The sequence below is a fragment of the Streptomyces sp. NPDC007875 genome (assembly GCF_042868035.1).
GTDB lineage: Bacteria > Actinomycetota > Actinomycetes > Streptomycetales > Streptomycetaceae > Streptomyces > Streptomyces antimycoticus.
In genome coordinates, this window is the sequence record NZ_JBIADZ010000042.1 from 1 (window position 1) to 19636 (window position 19636).

17 protein-coding genes and 5 pseudogenes are annotated in these 19636 nt (G+C 67.6%); 12 read left to right on the forward strand and 10 right to left on the reverse strand.

Translation table 11 applies throughout. The features are described from left to right. Positions 1-109: 109 nt before the first annotated feature. The 3 genes and pseudogenes from ACFYOY_RS44420 to ACFYOY_RS44430 all read right to left on the reverse strand — a co-directional run bounded on the left by ACFYOY_RS44420 (position 110) and on the right by ACFYOY_RS44430 (position 4149). On the reverse strand, positions 110-472 hold the full coding sequence (locus ACFYOY_RS44420) for a hypothetical protein (protein WP_388593647.1): 363 nt from the start codon (positions 470-472) through the stop codon (positions 110-112). After that, positions 370-1482 (reverse strand): annotated as a pseudogene (gene pgi / locus ACFYOY_RS44425) (glucose-6-phosphate isomerase); the annotation flags it as partial. The gene ACFYOY_RS44420 and the pseudogene pgi, both read right to left, overlap by 103 nt. Positions 1483-1908: 426 nt before the next feature. After that, positions 1909-4149, reverse strand: a complete 2241-nt coding sequence (locus ACFYOY_RS44430) for an FUSC family protein (RefSeq protein WP_351902737.1) — start codon at positions 4147-4149, stop codon at positions 1909-1911. Positions 4150-4598: 449 nt separating this feature from the next. On the opposite strand from ACFYOY_RS44430, the pseudogene fbaA reads away from it, so the two are divergent. The 3 genes and pseudogenes from fbaA to ACFYOY_RS44445 all read left to right on the forward strand — a co-directional run bounded on the left by fbaA (position 4599) and on the right by ACFYOY_RS44445 (position 7223). Beyond that, positions 4599-5619: pseudogene (fbaA, locus tag ACFYOY_RS44435) on the forward strand (class II fructose-bisphosphate aldolase). 165 nt (positions 5620-5784) lie between these two features. Further along, positions 5785-6252 (forward strand): YkgB family protein, encoded by a 468-nt coding sequence (locus ACFYOY_RS44440; RefSeq protein WP_388593588.1) that lies wholly within the window; start codon positions 5785-5787, stop codon positions 6250-6252. A gap of 512 nt (positions 6253-6764) precedes the next feature. Further along, complete coding sequence (locus ACFYOY_RS44445; RefSeq protein ID WP_351902741.1) at positions 6765-7223, forward strand: hypothetical protein; 459 nt, start codon at positions 6765-6767, stop codon at positions 7221-7223. Between the two features lie 300 nt (positions 7224-7523). Here the strand turns inward: ACFYOY_RS44445 and ACFYOY_RS44450 are convergent, their stop codons facing one another. Beyond that, positions 7524-7745: a helix-turn-helix transcriptional regulator gene (locus ACFYOY_RS44450; RefSeq protein WP_037952025.1), complete on the reverse strand. Its 222-nt coding sequence runs from the start codon at positions 7743-7745 to the stop codon at positions 7524-7526. Continuing rightward, entirely contained in the window at positions 7745-8236 is a 492-nt protein-coding gene (locus tag ACFYOY_RS44455; protein ID WP_388593593.1) for a DUF2975 domain-containing protein, read from the reverse strand. The genes ACFYOY_RS44450 and ACFYOY_RS44455 overlap by 1 nt, the downstream gene beginning before the upstream one ends. Before the next feature lie 541 nt (positions 8237-8777). On the opposite strand from ACFYOY_RS44455, the gene ACFYOY_RS44460 reads away from it, so the two are divergent. Then, a complete protein-coding gene (locus ACFYOY_RS44460) occupies positions 8778-9206 on the forward strand; it encodes a hypothetical protein (protein ID WP_388593595.1) in 429 nt (142 codons plus the stop codon). Positions 9207-9623: 417 nt separating this feature from the next. Here ACFYOY_RS44460 and ACFYOY_RS44465 read toward each other — a convergent pair whose 3' ends face one another. Beyond that, positions 9624-10004 (reverse strand): helix-turn-helix domain-containing protein, encoded by a 381-nt coding sequence (locus ACFYOY_RS44465; protein WP_351902749.1) that lies wholly within the window; start codon positions 10002-10004, stop codon positions 9624-9626. 77 nt (positions 10005-10081) lie between these two features. On the opposite strand from ACFYOY_RS44465, the gene ACFYOY_RS44470 reads away from it, so the two are divergent. The 5 genes and pseudogenes from ACFYOY_RS44470 to ACFYOY_RS44490 all read left to right on the forward strand — a co-directional run. Continuing rightward, positions 10082-10240 (forward strand): hypothetical protein, encoded by a 159-nt coding sequence (locus ACFYOY_RS44470; RefSeq protein ID WP_388593597.1) that lies wholly within the window; start codon positions 10082-10084, stop codon positions 10238-10240. After that, positions 10237-10905, forward strand: a complete 669-nt coding sequence (locus ACFYOY_RS44475; protein ID WP_388593599.1) for a DsbA family oxidoreductase — start codon at positions 10237-10239, stop codon at positions 10903-10905. Before ACFYOY_RS44470 ends, ACFYOY_RS44475 begins: the two co-directional genes overlap by 4 nt. A gap of 270 nt (positions 10906-11175) precedes the next feature. After that, positions 11176-11817, forward strand: coding sequence for an NAD(P)H-dependent oxidoreductase (locus ACFYOY_RS44480; RefSeq protein WP_351902758.1), 642 nt, complete (start codon positions 11176-11178; stop codon positions 11815-11817). A gap of 107 nt (positions 11818-11924) precedes the next feature. Beyond that, positions 11925-12539, forward strand: a complete 615-nt coding sequence (locus ACFYOY_RS44485) for a DUF1330 domain-containing protein (RefSeq protein ID WP_388593601.1) — start codon at positions 11925-11927, stop codon at positions 12537-12539. Between the two features lie 40 nt (positions 12540-12579). Further along, positions 12580-12828 (forward strand): annotated as a pseudogene (locus ACFYOY_RS44490) (GNAT family N-acetyltransferase); the annotation flags it as partial. Between the two features lie 1061 nt (positions 12829-13889). On the opposite strand, the gene ACFYOY_RS44495 reads toward ACFYOY_RS44490, so the two are convergent. Next, entirely contained in the window at positions 13890-14729 is an 840-nt protein-coding gene (locus ACFYOY_RS44495) for a class I SAM-dependent methyltransferase (protein ID WP_388593603.1), read from the reverse strand. 89 nt (positions 14730-14818) lie between these two features. Between ACFYOY_RS44495 and ACFYOY_RS44500 the strand changes: the two genes are divergently transcribed. Beyond that, entirely contained in the window at positions 14819-14959 is a 141-nt protein-coding gene (locus ACFYOY_RS44500) for a hypothetical protein (protein WP_351902767.1), read from the forward strand. A 400-nt stretch (positions 14960-15359) separates the two neighbouring features. On the opposite strand, the pseudogene ACFYOY_RS44505 reads toward ACFYOY_RS44500, so the two are convergent. The 3 genes and pseudogenes from ACFYOY_RS44505 to ACFYOY_RS44515 form a co-directional block, all read right to left on the reverse strand. Then, positions 15360-16129, reverse strand: a pseudogene (locus ACFYOY_RS44505) (IS5 family transposase); the annotation flags it as partial. A 123-nt stretch (positions 16130-16252) separates the two neighbouring features. Continuing rightward, entirely contained in the window at positions 16253-17443 is a 1191-nt protein-coding gene (locus ACFYOY_RS44510; protein ID WP_351902770.1) for an alginate lyase family protein, read from the reverse strand. Between the two features lie 158 nt (positions 17444-17601). Beyond that, positions 17602-17894 (reverse strand): annotated as a pseudogene (locus ACFYOY_RS44515) (hypothetical protein); the annotation flags it as partial. A gap of 339 nt (positions 17895-18233) precedes the next feature. On the opposite strand from ACFYOY_RS44515, the gene ACFYOY_RS44520 reads away from it, so the two are divergent. Together ACFYOY_RS44520 and ACFYOY_RS44525 are read left to right on the forward strand one after the other, a co-directional pair. Further along, entirely contained in the window at positions 18234-18428 is a 195-nt protein-coding gene (locus tag ACFYOY_RS44520) for a helix-turn-helix domain-containing protein (protein WP_351902773.1), read from the forward strand. A 480-nt stretch (positions 18429-18908) separates the two neighbouring features. Continuing rightward, a complete protein-coding gene (locus ACFYOY_RS44525; protein WP_388593607.1) occupies positions 18909-19436 on the forward strand; it encodes a hypothetical protein in 528 nt (175 codons plus the stop codon). Positions 19437-19636 lie beyond the last annotated feature (200 nt).

Here is a 19636-nt window from a genome sequence, read left to right on the forward strand (position 1 = left end):
AGCGGGTACTTCCTCGGGGCAGGCATCGTCAGAGCTCCTCTCGTGAGCCCCATCTGACCTGCTGTCACCTCTCCCCGCATCTCGGGGGAACCTCATGGAGCTACCCGCCTCACACACTTTCAGAGTCGGCCTCGGCCAGGACCCCGATGGCATCTTCGCCGGCGCCTGGCAGATACCACTGGTGTGGCGCGATGAGTTCGCTGACGGCCGGTTCGGAGCCCCACGAGCCAGGGGCGTGCGGCTGGAGCGGCGGGGGGTTGTCGAGCAGAGGGGTCGACGCCTCCCAGATGTGTTCAATTCCGTCCGAGCGGGTGAACAGCGACTGGCCGCCGAGCATGGCGTCCAGGATCAGTCGTTCGTAGCCCTGAAGTCCGTGGGCCTGGCAGAAGGAGTCGTTGTAGCGGAAAGCCGGGTTCCCTGGTGGATGAGCTGGTAGAAGCTGTGCTGGCCGTTGGTGCCCGGCTCTCCCCAGTAGACGGGTTGGGTGTCGTAGTCGACCGCGTGGCCGTCCACGGTGACGTGCTTGCCGTTCGACTCCATGGTGAGCTGCTGCAGGTAGGCCCGGAAACCGTTTCAGATACTGTTCGTAAGGCATGCCGCCGATGGTCTGGACCCCGAAGAATTCCACGTACCAAAACGGCGAGGAGCCCCATGAGCACGGGGAGGTTCGCCTCGAGTGGAGCCGTGCGGAAGTGTTCGTCCATGGCGTGGAAACCCGCGAGCATGTCGTGGACGTGTCGGGCCCGATCGCGATCATGGTGGACAGGCCGATGGCGGAGTCCATCGAATAGCGACCGCCGACCCAGTCCCAGAACGCGAACATGTTGTCCGTGTCGATGCCGAAATCCGCTACGCGCTAGGCATTGGTCGAGATCGCGACGAAGTGCCGTGCGACCGCCTCGTCGCTGTCGAGCGCACCCACCAGCCAGTCGCGTGCCGAGCGGGCGTTGGTCAGGGTCTCCAGGGTGCCGAAGGTCTTGGAGGAGATGATGAAGAGAGTTTCCTCCGGGGAGAGGTCGCGGGTCGCCTCCACGAAGTCGGTCGCGTCAAGGTTGGAGATGAAACGCAACGGCAGGTCACGCTGACTGCAGTGGCGCAGTGCCTCGTACGCCATGACCGGCCCGAGGTCGGAGCCACCGATGCCGACATTGACGATGTTCTTGATCGTCTTCCTTGTGTGGCCTCTCCACTGGCCCGACCGGATGCGCTGGGCCAACGCGGCCACGCGGTACAGGACGGAATGCAACTGGGCGACGACATCGACGCCGTCGACGACGAGTGAGTGCCCGCGCGGCATGCGCAAGGCCACGTGGAGGGCCGGGCGGTCCTCGGAGACGTTGTGATGTGCTCCCCGCGGAACATCCTGTCTCTGCGCTCCTCAAGTCCGCACTCCCGGGCGAGCTCGCACAGCAGGCGCACCGTCTCGTCGGTCACCCGGTTCTTGGAGTAGTCCAGATACAGTCCTGCCGCTTCCGCGCACAGGCGCTCACCGCTGCATCAAAGGGCCGACAACCCGGGCCTTCCCGGCGGCGGAGGAATTCGTCGAAGGGCTCCTTCCAGGCCGCCGCATGCACCACCGCAGTCTTGGTCAATACCCCATCCAGATCGGACAGACACGCGCATATGGCATCCGGGATACCCGGTCTTGTCATGATTTTCCATGCCCGTTCTGCTGCTCGTTAATCCCCGAGTCCGTGAACGGCAATACCGACAGGTCGGCCGTCGGAGCAGGCCCCGGACGAGACGACATCGCGTAATTCGCAGAGGATGAGGGGCTCCTCGAAATCGGCAGTGATGCTCTTCCTGTCAGTTGCTTCGGCCTTGAACAATGTGGGGATGGTGCCGACATTGGCCGTCAGGATCGTGGACTACTTCAGATACCGCTGGCTGGTCACCTGGAACCGGGGTTCATCCTTGACTGGTCATGGCTCGGCGTCCGCCAAGCCATGACCAGGGCAGGCACTGCCGAGACGCTGCTTGCGCGGGTCCCAGGATTGTTTCCTGCAGGCGTCTGACGGCGTCAATGTGGTCCTCGGTCCATATCATCTTCACGGCTGCTGCGGTTCCACGTCCGTCCGCTTCGCTGAGGTCGCGGCGCACCGCCTGGACGAGGAGGCAGGTAGGGAGCCGGCTTTCGATGCGGTCGGGAACGGTGCCCGTGCCCGCCAGCGCTCGTGCTGTCTTCTCGTACCAATTGACAAGCGGCACGCTTGCCTCAAGGACCTCTGCGCGTTCCGCGGTACGATCCCCTTTGGGCGCCGAGTCCTCGCCCCTCCAGAGGTGGAGGACGGCGTCGGCTGTAAGCCGGATGATGACGCCCGCATTGATCAATGTTGTTACACCCGCCAGGGGGACGTGCTTCGTGCCGCGTTCAGCGAGGAAGCCGCGGAAGGCTTCGTCCAGTCGGCGTGCCGCCGCTACTGCACGGTCTCTGTCGTCGCTTGGTATCGGAGCCGTCGGCACGCGTGCGTCGTAGCGGGTGAGGCTGCATTCGATCGCGCTGCGCAGGTAGCGAGCGCTGTCGGAGAAAGTCTCGGACAGGGCCTTGCCGAGTGTGGAACCTGCCCCCCGTGGCCAGAACAACCCCCCGGCCACGAGGCTCACTGCGCAGCCGATGGCCACGTTCTCAAGGCGAACGAGCCCGATGTTCCATCCCCCGGGCTCGACAATGTTGTACAAGATCAACAGTGCGGTGCTGAAACCGGCCTGGCTGACGGTGAACGAGACAGCTTCGGGTGCGATTCCGGCGAAGGCCACGGCTGGCGGGAGTAGCAGCCAGAGGGTTATGGGGTGCATGCCCAGAGCGATGATGAGCCCTCCGCCGATCAGGAACCCGACGGCGTTTCCCAGCAAGCCGCGTAGGGCGTTCTGTCCGGTGTTCAGCGCACTGGAGCGCAACACGGTCAGCGCGCCGAAGACGACCCAGAACGAATGTTGGACGCCGGTGAACTCGGCCACGAGCACGGCGAGGCACAAGGCGGTCGCCCCTCGCACACTGTTGTGGAGCCACACCGAATGCCGGTCGGCCTGCGCACTCACGCGTTCCCGCGCGGAGGAGAGCGGGGACTCCACCCCCTCGGTCCGACACCCCAGAAGGTGTTGCCACCAGCTGCGCTGGTGGGCAGCCACGGCGACTTCGATATTCACGGAGATGGCCGAGATCGCGCAGGCCATCTGCTGGGCGTGAAAGCTCGGCTGCAACGACCTGACAAACTCCGACACCGCCACGTCCGGAACCGCCCACGGGGATGTCTCGCCGCGGTGCAGTGGAACGAGAGACGTGACCGTGCGCTCCATGGCTCCCCGTGCCTGTTCCAGACGCCTCAGACCGGCGTCCAGCTCGCTCGGATCGCCGACGACTGATTCCAGCAATACAGCGCCCCGCTCCAGCAGAGCCGCAGATTCCAACTTCACTGAGCAAACCGCTGTCGCGGCCGGCCCGGGCTGAGACTCCAGCGGCGCTCGCTTTAGAATCGTATTCAGCCACACCACCTGGTCGATCACCCGAATCAGGGCGCGCGCTGCCGTGCTGAGTCCGGTTGGCCGGTAGGACGTGCTGAAGAAGGACGTGCGCACGGCTGTCACGGCAGCGGCGGCCTCTTCGGTCAGCGCGTCGAGCGCCGCTCTGCTCTGCGGTTCAAAATCTCCGCGAACGCATTCGGCCTCGGCGCGCAGCCGCCGAGCAAGCAATCCGCACGCGTGAGCGGCCGACAGCCGCAATGGCTCGCGCACAGGTGCAGGCCAAAGCACGGCGATGGCGATCAGCGAGGCCGCCCCGCCCAGCAGCCAGCCGCCGAGCCGGTCCGGGATCGCACTCACCGAGCCAGGCATCGTGACCGGCAGGATGAAGCTCACAAGGAGGGCGGTCGTCGCGCTGGCCAGCACAGAGCTGACCACGCCGACGAACAGAAGCGTGGAGACGATGGCGAGGGTGGCCGCCGCAGCGGCCCAGATCACCTGGGACGCCAGTGTTCCCAGGCAGACCAAGATGGCCCCGGACAGCACCAGACCGGTTTGCGCTGACAGCCGTACGTGCATCGGACCGCTGAAGTCAACAAACAGCAGACCTGCCAGGGCACCAAATGCCGCGAAGATCGCAAAATCCCGGTCGCCGACGAACTCGACGGCAATCGCTACGACTGCGGGCATGACAACTCCGATTCGCACCGCTCGTCGCAGCGGCGAAGGCCCCGCGGCGCGAGCACGGAACCATCGAAAGATCCGCGTGTACGCAGGACAGCGATGCCTCCAGTTCTCCGGAGAATCGAAGCCCCGTGACACCGCGCTCACGCCTTCCATTCTCTGCCCACAGGCAGCGCCCCGCATGAGCCGACTGGAATCACTGCTGCACTTGCACGCCGACAGCGCCGCGGAGGCCCCAAGACGCCGCCTGGCCAGAACGCAGAGGCCGCTCTGCTGCCCGGCCCACAGCCTGGCGGCCGTCACTGACCTGGAGCTTCCACAGCGAAGCTCAGCACGAATGTTTCGGATGCTCGGCGCGGTTACTGTGGAACTCTGGCCGGGGCCTACGAAGATGAAAGCTGATGGCGTCTCCGGCATCCCGCGCTCTATGCCGCCGCACCGTAAGGAGCGGACAAATGCCCATCGCAACCCCCGAGGTCTACAACGAGATGCTGGACCGGGCGAAGGCTGGCAAGTTCGCCTACCCGTCTTACCAACGTGACCTCGTCGCAGACGCTGCACGCCACTCTGCGCGGCTTCGCCCAGGCGGAGAGCGACGGCATCGTCCAGATCTCACCTGACGGTGCGGAGTTCCTGGGCGGCCAGTACAGCAAGGACATGGTCACCGGTGCCGTCGCCCAGGCGGAGTTCGCGCACATAGTGGCTGAGAAGTACCCGGTGAACGTCGCCCTCCATACCGACCACTGCCCGAAGGACAAGCTGGACGGCTACGTGCGCCCCGCTGCTGGCGATGTCCTGGGAGCGCGTCGCCAAGGGTCGCTCTTTCAGTCACACATGTGGGACGGCTCGGCGGAACCCCTCGCAGCCAACCTCGCCATTGCCCAGGAGCTGCTCGCCGAGGCCGCAAAGGCCAAGATCATTCTGGAGATGGAGATCACCCCCACGGGCGGTGAGGAAGACCGCGTCTCCCAGGAGATCAACGACAAGCTGTACACCACGGTGGAGGATGCGCACCGCACCGCACCGCCGAGGCGATGGGCCTGGGCGAGAAGGGCCACTACCTGCTCGCTGCCCACTTCGGCATGTGCACGGCGTCTACAAGCCGGGCCACGTCGTGCTCCGCCCGGGTCTGCTGCGCGAGCTGCAGGACGCGGTCGGACAGAAGCACGGTAAGCCTGACCCGTTCGACTCGTCTTCCACGGCGGCTCTGGCTCCATGATCGAGAAGATCAATGAGGCCCTGGACAACGGCGTGGTCAAGATGAACGTCGACACCGATACCCAGTACGCCTTCAGCCGTGCTGTCGTCGGCCACATGTTCCGCAACTACGACGGGGTACTGAAGGTGGACGGTGAGGTCGGCGACAAGAAGGCCTACGACCCGCGCACCTGGGGCAAGGCCGCCGAGGCAGGCATGGCCACCCGGGTCGGCATGGCCTGCGAGAACCTGCGCTCCGCGGGCAAGAAAATGAATTAATCGCGCGGGGGCGTCCCCCCGGCTGAGCACCGGCACCTCACCAGATAAGACGTCCTCTCAGTAAATGCGGAAAAGGCTCCGGAGTCGGCGTGCCAGTAGGTGGGACCTGACGTACGCTGAGCAGATGCAGGGAGTTCTGCGGTGCACATGTGAAGGGACACCCGTATGAGAATGCGTTCCACGGTCGGTAAGGGCCTTCAGAGCACAGGATTCTCAACGATCCGCTATGGACTGGCGCTCAATCTCCTGTCGATTGGGCGGCTCAAGTTCGAAAATTATGAGGTCGAGAACATTCGGCCCTTGGTCACCGCGAGCCCTGTATTCTCGCGACTCCTCACCGGACTCGGCGAACAAAAACTGGCCAGGGTCATCGGCGTAACAGAGATGGTTACCGGATCCCTGATTGCGGCGAGACCGTTCGCGCCGAGAGCCTCGGCGCTAGGAAGCCTGGGGGCTGCTGGGATATTCGCCACGACTCTCAGTTTCCTGGCCACAACGCCCGAGGCATGGCAGGAGAGGCGCGGAGAACCAAAGCTCTCTCTCGCCGGCCAGTTCCTGGTGAAAGACATCGTGTTGCTGGGGGCTTCCCTGCTCACGGCTGCCGAGTCTCTGCAGGCCGGACAGCGCACGTAGTCCACAATGCGATAGCGACGAACCCCAGGGGTCTTTTCACATGCAGGGGTGAATTGTAGCTCGGGAGTGAATTGTGATGGCCGACTGTAGGCCTAGGCTAGCTCAATCCTCCGCAGGTCACTCTTTTGCACAGCCTCCGAGCTCGACCGCGATCCTGAACTGATTGTGCTTCTGCGGCTTCCGCAACTCGGGCTGCTGCGCTGACCGGTGGCTGACCAGCCGCGATCAGTTGTTCTTCCCGAATGGGTGGCCCTGCGGAGAGCGGAGCTATCCAGGGGCGACCTGGCGGGGAGCAACGAGCCGTGCGTGATCACACCTGCAACTCGTCGCAGGATACCGCCATGTTGTCAGATAAGTCCCAGCCCATTATCAAGGCGACGCTTCCGCTGGTCGGTGCACATATTCAGGAAATCACCACGCGCCCTTCTACGCACACCCGTTTTCTACTCGCCCGGAACTGCTGGATGGCATATCCAACCGCGGCAACCAGGTAAAGGGCACCCCGGGCCGCCATGGACCGGCTCCTGCGCAGCGAGATCCCGCCCGGCGGGAAGTGCGACATCAAGACCCTCGCCCGCGAAGCGAACGTCGACCGCACCGCCTTCAACGGCACCCGCCCCTACGCTCACCTTCGCATCGAGTTCGAGCGACGCCTTCAGACCCTGCGGCAGGCCGACGACATTCCCGATCCCCGCGAGGCCCAGCCCTGTCGCGAATACCTGCGGCACCGGGGCACCCGGCACACGATCCCGGAGAAGACCGACAGCCAGGCAGCCCGCTTACGCAAAGGCTCACGCGGCGGGCGGCCACCGAGCTTCGACGAAGAGCGGCACAAGAAGCGGAACACCATCGAACGGGCCATCAACAAGCTCAAGCACGCCCGAGCCGTAGCCACCCGCTACGACAAACGCGGCTACGTCTTCCTCGGCACCGCCACCGCAGCGGCCCTCGTCGTCTGGCTGCGAACTTGATCGACCGGACAAGTCCTAGGTAGGCCCACCTCCGGCGAGGTGACAGCTCGATGAACACCGCACGGGCCTCGGGCGCGTGAAGCACGAGCCGTTCGGTCGTGATCGGGGCAGGTGGCCAGGCGACGGACTCAGAACTCGAGGCGGTAGCGGGGCGCGAGGACCGCGTCCAGGCCCTCGATGAATCCGTAAGCCCAGCCGTGCGTGGAGTCGAAGTGGATGTCATCACAGACGTCCGTGCGGTCCACATGCCGTGTCGCGGGCCGGTGGTGCCAGGCGTTTTCACGCCCGCCCGGGGGCACGTCATTCGCCCGCGGCGTCCTCGGCCTCCCAGCGCAGCAGGTCGCCCGGCTGGCACTTGAGCACCTCGCAGAGCGCGGCGAGCGTCGCGAAACGCACCGCCTTGGCGCGGCCGTTCTTGAGTACCGCCAGGTTGGCGGGCGTGATCCCTACGCGGTCCGCGAGGTCGCCCACGGACATCTTCCGCCTGGCCAGCATCACGTCGATGTCGACGACGATCGGCATCAGATCACCTCGTCCAACTCGGCCTGCATCTGTGCCGCTTCGACGTCGCGCGCGACGGCCTGGGCAAGCAGCATCCGCAGCACGAGCACGATGAGGGCGACCCCCAGGATGGCCACGCCAACCCCGCCCATGATGAGGGTGACGCCCGGGTCGGCCCGCTGGCCCGGCGCGTTGAGGGCCGTGACCGCGAACCACAGGAGGGCAGCCGCCACGATCGCGCCGACCACGGCGTCCACGTACCGGAAGGCGGCATGGGAGAACACGGTTCCCCGTCGCACCATCGTCACCAGCCGCCATACGCTGACCAGGGCGACCTGGGCCGAGCCCATGCCCAGGATCGTGATCACGCGCAGCGCGGTCGGCGGGAGCGACCCGTCCTCCGGGTCGCTCCCGCCGACCAACACCCACACCATCAATGCCTGCACGAACACGGTGCCGGCGAGCACCACCACGAGCACGGCACGAAGCGCACGCACTGCCAGCTGTCCCATGCCCCATCCTTCCATCGAGTTACGATGGGAATCTATCGAATATCGATAGATGAATCAAGGATTGAGGCAGAGGACGGGCGGTGGGCTACGTTGAAACCCTGGCCCGAGAAGCCGGACCTCACGGAGGCCGCGTCGAATGCGGTGATCGCCCTGCGCGATGTCCGTTCCGCACTCGACCGTCTGCAGTGGGCTGCGGGGAACCGACAGCATGACACTGGGTGGTAGGGCTGGCACCGGGCCGAGGGCGGGGCGGGTCCGCGCTTGCTGGGCTTGGTGAAGCAGGCGGTGCAGACGCCGGCCGCGGTGTCGGGGAGGCGTGCTCGCCGTCCGTGAGTCAGGAGTCCGGCTGCCGCCCAGTGCGGAGGCATTGGGGACAGGTCCACGCCTGTCCGAGGAGCGACCCCTCAGAGGGGTAATTGCCGCACATCAGTGCATCCTTGGAGGCGCTGATAGGGTCCTGATCATGTCCAGTCAACAACAGCCAGGATGGAACGACGCTGGTCAAGGGGGGCCTACTGGGCACGGCCCCGCTCCGCATCAGGTGCAGCCGCCCTACCAGCCGTATCCGAACGGCCCCGGGGCCCTGCGCGAGTACCACCACCTCCAGCCGATGGCGATGCCGGGGCAGGTCCGGGCCGCGCAGGTGCTGTTCTTCGTGATGGGCGGGTTCGGCCTGCTCGCCATGGTGCTCGCCATCGTGAGGGGGCATGCGGAGGCGGCCGGCTCGATCTCCGTAACGTCTCTCCCGGCGTTCATCGGCCTGTTCTGCGCTCTGCGCTTTCCCAAGCGGAAGCCCAACTCACGGGGTACGGCGATCTTCCTCGCTTCGCTGATGCTCTTCATCGGGTTCGGCACCATGGGGCAGGGGCAACCCGTCGGGCTGGTCCTGTGCGCAGCTGGTGTCACCATTGTGATCCTGCTGTCCCAGCGGCGGTCCGGTCACTGGTTCCGCCGTCCAGTGCGCCCCTGACAGGCCGGAACCTGCAGAAGAACAAACGCACTTCGCCTCCGCCGCCAGCCCGGTCCGGTCGAGCCGCATCACGGCACCCCAGGTACTGATGACGCGACCGCGCTCCTTATCCGCCGGAACAGGCGGCCTCTCCTTCGCCGGGATCACAGGGGGCGCCGCAGGCGCGGCGGGGCCGGCCCAGGCAGGTGGGGCGTTGGGGGTAGGGGCCGGCGACGGGACGGCTCCGCGTTGCGGCTTCTCGTGGAGAGCACGGTCGAAGTCGGGGCGAGGGAGAACCGCCGGCCGACCGGCAACGGACGCGGTTGGCCCCTTATGGCCGTCCCGTTCGGGAGACGGCCGTCCTCGGTGACGGCTCCTGCCTTGACAGTGCGACAGCCGCGTGCAGTCCTGGCCGGACGCACGCTTCCACAGCACGCTTCAGGAGGCCTGGTCGTGGCGTCGGCGGGCGGCCCGGATCTCTTCGCGATGGGTGTTGGCCCAGGTGTCCAGCGCCGTGAGGGGGCCCAGCAGGGTCCGGCCGAGGTCGGTCAGCTCGTAGTCGACCCGGGGCGGGACGGTCGCGTGCGGGGTGCGGGTGATGAGGCCGTCACGGGCCAGCGCGCGCAGGGTCAGGGTGAGCATGCGCTGGCTGATCCCTTCGATGGCGCGGTGCAACTCGGAGAAGCGGTGTGTGCGCCGGCCGAGGAGGACGACGATCAGCACGCTCCACTTGTCGCCGACCAGGTCGAGCACCTCACGGACGGCGCAGTCGTCGGTCGGCTTGATCGTCTCGGGCACATTCATGTTCGTGACTGACATCAAAGTGCCTCCTTCCAGTTCCTCCCATGCTGCCGCAGACTGAGGTTGCGCACAATAAGTAACCCAAGGAGGATCCCGTGAGCACCTCACTGGATGAAGTCCCCGGGCCCGGGGCGCAGCCCGGTCCCGCGCCGTCCGACGAGCAACCGGCCCCCGCCCCCGCCCCTGCCCCTGCCCTGGTCGTCGTCGGGGCCGACGACGCTCCCCTCTGCTCGGACGGGGTGTGCCCGCTGTGAGCGAGCAGCAGCGATTGCGGATCGAGGTGTGGTCGGACGTCGTGTGCCCGTGGTGCTACATCGGCAAGCGCCGGCTGGACAAGGCACTCGACCAGTTCGGGCACGCCGACGAGGTCGAGGTGGTGTGGCGCAGCTTCCAGCTCGACCCCGCTCACCGTGAAGGCGTGCGGGAGCCCGTATACGACGCCCTTGCCAGGAAGACGGGCGGCTCGCCGGCGCAGGTCCGTGCGATGACCGGGCAGCTTGTGGAGCTGGGGGCGGCAGAAGGGCTCGCCTACGACTTCGACCGGGCCGTCCTCGTCAACACCTTCGATGCCCACCGCCTGAATCAGCTGGGCCATGCCCACGGCCTCGGCTCCCAGATGCACGAACGGCTGATGCGCGCCCACCTGATCGAGGGCGAGGTCCTCGACGACGTCGAGACCCTCGTCCGGATGGGGAACGAGGCCGGGATCCCGGCCGACGAGGCACGCAAGGTTCTCGCCGGTGACGCCTACGCAGCCGACGTCCTGGAGGACACCCGCCAGGCTCAGGCGCTCGGCGCGAGCGGAGTGCCGTTCTTCGTCCTGAACCGCGCATACGGCCTCTCCGGCGCGCAGCCGGTCGATACGTTCCTGTCCGCGCTGCGCAAGGCCGCTGCCGCGCCCGGCACGGCAGCTCGCTGAGCGTCTCGTCTACCTGCCGCGGCGGACAGGAAAAACCGCCCCGGTCCCGCCGGGGCGCCCCCGGACGCCGCTCATCACCTCCGGCACCCCGTCACCGGCCGCTTCCCGGCCGGGAAGCCGGCACCCCGCGCGTTTTCCTGAGGCAATCCCCGCGGCCCGCACCGTCCGCAGGCCCGAGAGCTGCGCGGTCCGCATGCGCGTAGCGACGGGTGCCGACGCGCCTGCCCGTCCGTCCTGACACACACCGAAACCGAAAGAGACCACACAGCTATGTCGTACCTGCTCCACATCGATACCTCGGCCACTCCCGGCGACGGATCCGTCTCCCGCAAGGTCGCCCGGTCCTTCCGTGCCTCCTTCACCGGCCCCGTCATCCACCGCGACCTCGGTCTGGCACCGGTCCCGCACCTCACCGCCGAGAGCATCACCGCCCGCAGCACCGACCCCGCCCAGCACACCCCGGAGCAGGCCAAGGCACAGGCCCTCCAGGACGAACTCATCGAGGAGTTCCTCGGCGCGAGCGCCTACCTGTTCACCGTCCCGCTGTACAACCTGACGATGCCCTCGGTGTTCAAGGCATGGCTCGACCAGATCATGATCTTCGGCCGAACCCTGGCCATCGGAGCCACTGCGCCCACCGCCGGCCGCCCCGCCACCGTGATCACCGCCCGGGGCGGCAGCTTCGGACCCGGCACCCCCAACCACGGCCTGGATCACCTCGTACCGTCCCTCGAGGCCATCCTCAACCGGATGCTCGGCCTGGACCTGTGCATCATCCTGCCCGAACTCACCCACGCCCCCCGCGTCCCCGCGATGGCCGACCTCATCCCGCTCCACGAGACGGCCCTGGCCACCGCACACGAACAGGCCGCCCAGCAAGGCGAACTCCTCACCAAGCGCTTCGCCGCCTGAAACATGCCCACCCGCATGAGGACGCGGGCAGACCATCACCCCGCCCAACGGAAACCCACCCCTATTCGCCCAGGTGCGAACCCCCGGCGCGCGGCTACCACTTCGGGATGCGCTTCTCGATCAGCCCCATCAGCCAGCCCGGCGGACCCATGGTCGCCGCCAGCAACACACCCGACGTCGCCGAAGGCTACGGGGAGCCCGACACGAACCTCGCCAACGTCGAATTCCCGACCATGGACCGCGCACGCGAGCGGTACCACTCCCCCGCATACGCGGGAGCGCTCAAGATCGCGCAAACAGAAATGAACCGACGCCTGGTCTTCTCCGAGGGCTACCCCAGCTCGCCCTGGCTGTCCGCGCTGATGCCGCCCGGCAGCGCAACGATGGCCGTAGAGCGGCACGTCGTGGGCCATCGTGTCCCGGCGGATCGAGCCGGGAACCGTGCCCGGGCCTGCTGCGGCATGCCGCCCGCGATCTGTGGAACGGGCGGCCTCTCTGGCGCCCGGACCCGCACTGACCTGGTCATCTCCCGGACGCGGACGTTCACCGGCCCCTCCCGAACGGATCGTTGGGGGCCTCTGTCCGGTACCCGGCGGCCGGGACCGCCGGCACTCCGGCCCGATGGACCTGCCGCTCATGGTGTGCGCGGACCGCCTCAACCGCCGTGCATGAAGATCACTCCGGCACTCGCCGGCGCCGACTGGCAGGCAGCGTGGTCATGAAGCGGACCGGTCCAGCCACGAATCCGCAGAAGTCGGCTACTGGACGGCAGCCCACGCCCGAGACCAGGGGGTGGCCTCTCGCGCCCTCGAAGCTCTCACCAGCTGGGCCTTCGATGTCTTCGCGGTCGAAGGTCGGGAACGTCTCGACCTGCTCCATCAGGTGGACAAACCCGCCTCGTGCCGGGTTGCGGAGAAGGCCGGATACGGGTTTCACCGGGTCCTTCCGGCTCGGTCTCCTTTCCCCAGGGAGCGCCACTTGCCTATACGACGGGCCGGCACTGCGGCCTGAGGACCAGGACACGCTGCCTGCCGCCCGCGTTGTCAACGGCATGATCCGATCACGGTGATACGGGCGCCGGGAAGCCGAGTCACCGATGCCGTCTCAGTGGCCGTGGTCCGAAAGTGGACGATCTCTTCGTGTTGGGCGGCGAGCCGGGCCAGAGCCGGGGTGTGGAAGTCCGTGAGCTCGGTGACCGTCTGCTCCGATCGGGTCAGACACTCCCTGAGCCGGGCGTTCTTCGCCTTGAGGCGGCAACTCGGTGGACAGCCGTACGTCAAGCGCGCCTCCGATGGCAGCGTCAAGCACCTGCCGGACTACATCCGCAGTCAGGGATGCTCCGTGATCAACAACTCAGGCAAGACCGCTCAGGTTGATGCGCCTCGTGCGTCAAACCTCTCCGTGCACGAGCCGGGCCTGGTAGTCCTGGACATCACGGCCCGGAATGCGGAAGCCGCGGCGGCGGTGACGCCCGGCCGCAGGCCGTCGAGCGTCCGATCCGGGCCACCGCCTCGGCCGAACAGGGCTGGTGGGACGGGACCCTGCCCGACTGCTCGCTGGTCGAGTTGCGGAGCGAGCTGACTGCCGCCCGCGCCGAGTTGGCCCAGGATCGGACCCGGATTGCGGACCTTGAGGTCCGGCTGGGCCAGAACTCCACCTTCTCGTCCGGGCCTCGGCCCTGCTGCTCGTAGCCACGGGCGCCACCGGGGCCCTCGCCCAGGAGGGCACACGCCTCCTGGGCCGGCGGCTTCCATGCTGTCGTCGGCGTGGTCATCCTTGGCCCGGTCACCTGGATCGGCGTCCACGCCAGAAGCGGGAGGCTCGTGAGAGGTGAAAGGCCCCGCACGCCAACGACCTCCCCGACCCCGACGATCACACCGGCTCGGAATGGATGGCGGGGTGTCCACCCTGTGGTGTGCGGCTCGCAAAGTCATCGCTGCAGGTGAGCAGAGGTGGCCGTGGTTGTCGGTGGTGGCTGGGACGCTGTCGTGATGATCGTGTCGCTGCTGTACCGCGCCGCCCGCGCGCTGCTGTCGCGGCTCTCCAGTGCCGTGCGTGGACGTGCACCGTGCTCAGCGGCGTGCCGCGGAGATCAGGCCGCCGTGCCTCGGCGGCCGCTCCTCGGGCGCCGTGACCGGGCGTCCGTACGCCGCCGCGCGTTCACGCAGGGTGTACGCGCGGGCGTCCCACCCGAGACCGGCCAGCCAGGCGATCGGGTCGGGCGGCATCTCGGAGACCCACATCGACGCCGCGGTGCCGGTGTCCTGCGCGAAGCGCTGGACGACACCGGGTTGACCCAGCGTCAGGCCCATCCGGCTGCCGGTCGCGGACAGCTCCCCCACCTGCCCGAGCAGGCGTTCGACCGCATCCTGCGGCAGGTAGATCAGCAGGCCCTCGGCGATCCACACCGTGGGTAGCGCCGGATCGTGCCCGGCAGCGGCCAGGGCACCGGTCCAGTCCTCGCGTAGGTCGACCGGTACGGTGATCCGCTCGCAGCGCGGCTCGGCCCGCTCGGCCCGGAGCACCGACTCCTTGAAGCCCAGCGGCTCCGCCGTGTCGATCTCGAACAGACGGGTCCCCGACGGCCAGTCGAGCCGGTAGGCCCGGCTGTCCATACCGGCACCGAGCAGGACCACCTGGCGGCAGCCCGCGTCGGCCGCGTCGCGCAGCAGGTCGTCGAGGAAGCGGGTGCGGACCACGATCGAGAGCGCGACCGTGCCCCAGCGCCGCCGGGCCGCGTCGTCCACGGGCACTCGCGGCGGCTCCCCGTCCAACGGCAGGCCGCCGGCGGCGGCAAATGCCTCCGCGAGCGGGTCCAGGAACAAGGGGTTCTCGCGCCGGGTCTCGCGTGCCCGCACCCGGGCGACCCCGACGGCCGTGGCCCAGACCCCGGACGGCTTCGCTGTCGTCATGACTCTCCCCTCGTCAACGAGGCGGCTTCTCGCCCGGCTCCGTAGAGCCCTGACGGCCGAGCCCTGACCACGGAAGGTACTACGCCGCCTTGAGGACCGCCGACGCCGCCCGCGCCACGGGCGTAGAGAGGGTCGCCGACCGGGTCAAGGCCGGGGAGCTCAAGGCCTTGCGGGCGGCGGTCCGCGACAAAGTGGAGGCCACCGCCGCGTGCTCCTCGAAGACCGAGTGAAAACACAACGCCCTGTTCAAGCGACTGCACATCTGCCGGGACGACTACCTGCGCCGGGTCCACGACCTGATCCTGCCCTTCGACAACAACCCGGCCGAGCGGACGATCAGGATAGCGAAACTGCGAATCAAGGTCTCCGGAAGCCGGCGGACCCTGCTCGGCGCCCATGACTTCGCAGCGATCCGGACCTACCTGGCCGCCACCGACCGCCACGGCCAGAACATGCCCGATGTCCTCGGCCAGGCCATGCGCAGCAGACCCTGGACGCCCGCCGCCTGATCTCCACCGGTCCCACCGATCAGGCATGCCCCCGAACACGGGCAGCCATCCAGTCACCCGTTCCCGAGCCGCACGCGCTCACTCACCGTGAAACCACCGGCTGTAGTACTTGGGTCCGTCTTCAAACGGATCTGGCCCAGAGCAGGAACGACGCGAGCGTAACCGCCGCTTCGCAGGAAGTGGCGGTCTTCTCGTATCTGGTAGCGATCCACGAAAGCCCTTGAGCCGGTTGAAGCAGCACTCGGTGATGTTGCGCCGGCGGTAGGTCTCCGGGTCGAATCCCCGTGGCCGCCCTCCACGACAACCGCGATTGTGCCGGTGCTGTCGCTGGTCGTTCTTTCCGGGATGGTGTGCGCGATGCCGCGTTTTCGCAGCTAGGTACGGAAGCCCCGGGAGCCGCAGGCCTTATCCTCGATGACCCGATCCGGCCTGCGGCGGGGTCGACCAGGGCCGGTGCGGGGAACGCGGATGCGTTCGCGGAGAGGGCGTGCGCAGATACCGTGCGTGGCGCTGGCCCGGCGTCACCAAAATCGCGAGGGGACGGCCGAGACCGTCGCAGGCGAGGTGGATTTTGGTGGTCAGGCCTCCGCGGGATCGGCCGAGGGCGTGATCGTCTGGTTCGGCCGGCCGGTACTGCCCCCTTTTCGGCCCGTGGCGGCAGCGTGCTGGTGGGCGCGGACGATCGTGGAGTCGATCCGGACGAGCCAGTCGATGTCACCGGCGACGTCCGCCCGGGCCTGGATCTGTTGCAGGGCCCGGGTGAACACGCCCTCCTGCCGCCCAGCCTTCGCCCCCGTGATGGCGACCGGAATCGTGTCCCAACTGGCGGCGGTGGGCGCCCCACGACTGTCGGGCATCCTGCCAGCCGTGGCCGCGGTGCTCTACGGCGGGCTGCCGGCGGGGCCGGTGTGGCTCGCCGCCGTCCTGGTCGCCGTGCTCACCGCCACCGTCATGAGTCGTCCACCGCTCCCGCACCCCGGCCCCGGCTGCGGCGGGGGCCGGGGTGCGGCTCGGTCAGGACGGGTTGTCCGCGTGGGTGAGGGTCGTCCAGGCGTTGAAGTAGTTGTCCGTGCCGGACGGGCGGTGGGCCTCGGTGTACTTCTGGGTGTTGGACATGCTGATGCCGAGGCGGTTGTGGAGGGCGTTGAAGCCGACCTCAGTGACCTGGTCCAGGCCTTTCCTGACGGTGCCGCCGCACAGCCAGGAGGGCACGGTGGTGCCGTTCTCGTAGGCCGTGTGGAAGCCCAGTGCGTAGCGCAGCCGGTCCTGGATCTTCGGGTAGAGGTCCTGGCCCTGGATGCGGCTGGTCTCCGCGATGTCCGCGATGGAGGCGATGCCCCAGCCGGTGTGCCCGAAGTCGCGGCAGGTCTCCTGGGCGAGGCCGTCGGCGAAGGTGCTCTGGCCCTGCCAGTACTTGATGATCTCGGCCTCGGTGTCGATGCTGCTGTCCGCGGGCGGCTTGGGCAGGTCGCCGTCGCTGGTCAGGTACACGTACGCCGGGACGCGGTCGAGGTAGATGCTGACCGCCTTGTCGTAGGCGGAGCGGTCATCGAGAAAGACCGCGATGCCGATGGCCGCCTCGGTCATCACCAGTTCCCAGTTGCCGTTCTTGGTGGCGGCGCCGTTGATCACCTCGGGGAGGTACACGTTCCGCAGCATGGTGGCGAAGCGTCCGGCGCCCGGCCAGCCGCCGTCGTAGGTGTACTTGATGATCTCGGCGGCGCGTGGCCAGGTGGCGCCTGACCAGCCGGACTGCAGCGGGGCGTTGCTGTTGGTGTGATCAGTGATCGTGGAGGACCAGGCGTCCATGATCTCGATCGACTTCTTGGCGTACTTGCTGTCCCGGGTGAAGTACCAGGCGAGCGCGTCGGTGTAGGCCGCGATGGCGTCCTGGCGCTCCTCGGTGCACCCGTGGTTGGGGTTCGACGACGAGCCGCACTCCACGACGGCGCGCGGTTGGGGGGTGCGCGACAGGGAGGCGTAGGAGCTGCCCATCATGTCGTCGTAGGCGGCCTTCCAGGGCTGCTGGTCGGCCTGCACCTTGGAACGGGCGTAGTCGAGTTGGGCCCGGCTCACCAGCACCCCGGGGTGGGTGAAGGCGGCCGGCGCGGCCGTGGCCCGCGGGGCCGGTCCGCTGAGCTGGAGGCTCAGCAGCCCCGCCAGCAGGGCGAGAACACTGAGTAACGCGGTTCTGGTTCGTGCCATCCGATGACCTCTTCTGTTCATGGATGAGAACACAGTTCCCACATACGGACAGGATGGCCTGGACCATAAGGACCGTTCGTGAACATGTCAATGCCTGCGGGCGATGGCCGGGAAATCCTCTCCGACCCCAGCCGAGCACTCCTGGTCCTGCCCCCTCGGAGGCCGCGGGTGGTGATGTCGCCATGGGAGGTGGTCGCGCGAATGCCGAGTTCGGCGGCGCCATCGTCCTCGAGGACGTTGCCGACGCGGCCGCAGCCGGCGCCGGCGTCCAGGGCGGCCGAAACACCGACTGCGGCGCCGCCCGAGATGTCCCCGGACTGAGTGCCGAGCACGACCCCGCCGCGCACCGTCGCGGCGATCCGGATGCCGCCCCGTGCGGTGCCGACCTCCGCGGGCCGCCCATCCCGCCGACCTCAACGTCGCCCTCGATCGCGGTGAGGCGGACACAAGCCCTACCTCGACGACCGCTGGAACCAGGGTTGCACCAACGCCTGGAAGGCATGGGAGGAGATCATGCCGCTCGGCTACACCGGCAGCTACCAGCGCGTCCGCGGCCTACTTCCGCACCGAGCGTCTGTCGGCAGATCCGGCACCGCACCCCCGCCGTCCCCTCGCGCGGTCGCCGGCTGGATCCTCAGCCATCCGGACACCCTCACCGAGGTCGAACAACTTCGCCTGAAGGCCGTCCTGGTCCACTGCTCCGGCGCCGGGCCGCGGCCGGGCGGCTGGGTGGTAAGAATAGGTACGTGCCAAAAGGGGTCCAGGTCAGCGCCGGGCGCACGCGTAACCGTTGGGGGAGGGCGAGTGGCTGCGCGGGGAGATCCTCGCCGCGGCCAGCCGGTTGCTGTCCGAGCTCGACGGGGAGGACGGGCTGACCATCCGCGGCGTCGCCCGCACCGCCGGTATCGCGCCGGCCGGCATCTACCAGCACTTCACCGATCGTGCCGCGCTCGTAGCGGGCCTCACCGACCACGAGTTCGCCTGACTGCACACCGCGATGGAGGCGGCCGAGGATCGTGGACTCTGGCGACGTGGTGGGCCACGTGCGGGCGATGCTCCACGCCTCCTGCCGGTTCGCGATGCCTTGTTCATCAGCCGATCACGCAAGGCACCCACGAGGGCCTGGCGGAAGCTCGCGCACGAGGCAAACGCCCGTGCCCACATCTGAGGAGGAAGACAGGAAGAGCCAGCCACACTGCCCGCGGCGGGTTTGCCGGGCGGGTCACCACGGCGGCGCACTGAGTTTTCGATCCGGTATTCCCTTGGAAGGGTCGCCTGGGCGGTTGACATCAGACAGGGTTGGGCACATGTCAGATGCTCTCTATGGACTGGTGGGTGCGCTCGGGGGCTCACTCGTCACGGCGGAGTCGCTTACTGGGGTCCTCTGCATCAGCAGCGCGAAGCAGCTGAGCGGGCCCGGAGAGAGGCTGAGGACCAAAGAGAAGCCGACCGTAGGTTGGCGGCGATGCAGATCGAAGCCTCTCGCGCTGAAGCGGAGGAGGCGCGCAAGGAAGTCGCGAAGCAGGAGAAGATCAGTCGCCTGGTTGAGATCCGTACGGCACTCCGTGAATGGCAAGAGGTGCTGGACCGGGCGGTTCAGCACATGTGGAGCGGCGCTTCTTTTGATCTTGAAACCTTCGATGATGCCGAGAACAGTGCAAGCAGGAAAGCTTCGCGGGCTATCGACGCCGTCATGCATGACGAGTGGTTCATCCCGCAGTCGAAGTACGACCGTCCTGGGCCGGGGGGACGCCATGAGACCTCGGTCAACGCACAAGTCACGACTGCGCTGAGGGCCTATCGAGACCTGATCCGGGAGAACCTGCTCTCAGGCTCTCGAGTCAGCCCGGACCGCTTGCGAGAACTGATGTACCGCCAGGACGGCGCTACCAAGATGCGCGGCACGATGAGCACCGTGATCGAGAGCCGTGTGCGGGCAATCCATAGAGGCGAGGACGAGGACCCGGGCCGGATAATCCCGAGAGACTGGTGATCAGGCGGCTCGGGCGAGCGTTGATCGACTCGGTGCGCACGCTACAGGCCGCCTCGGTCCGCGACGTCGTGCAGGACTCGTGGCGCGAACAGGCCCCGGCCACCGGCGTCACAGTCCGCGACGACATGCGCCAGTAAGTCTTCCGCCCGCTCCCCGCCCACCTCGGCGCACTGGACGAGACCCTGACATGGTGCGGCGAA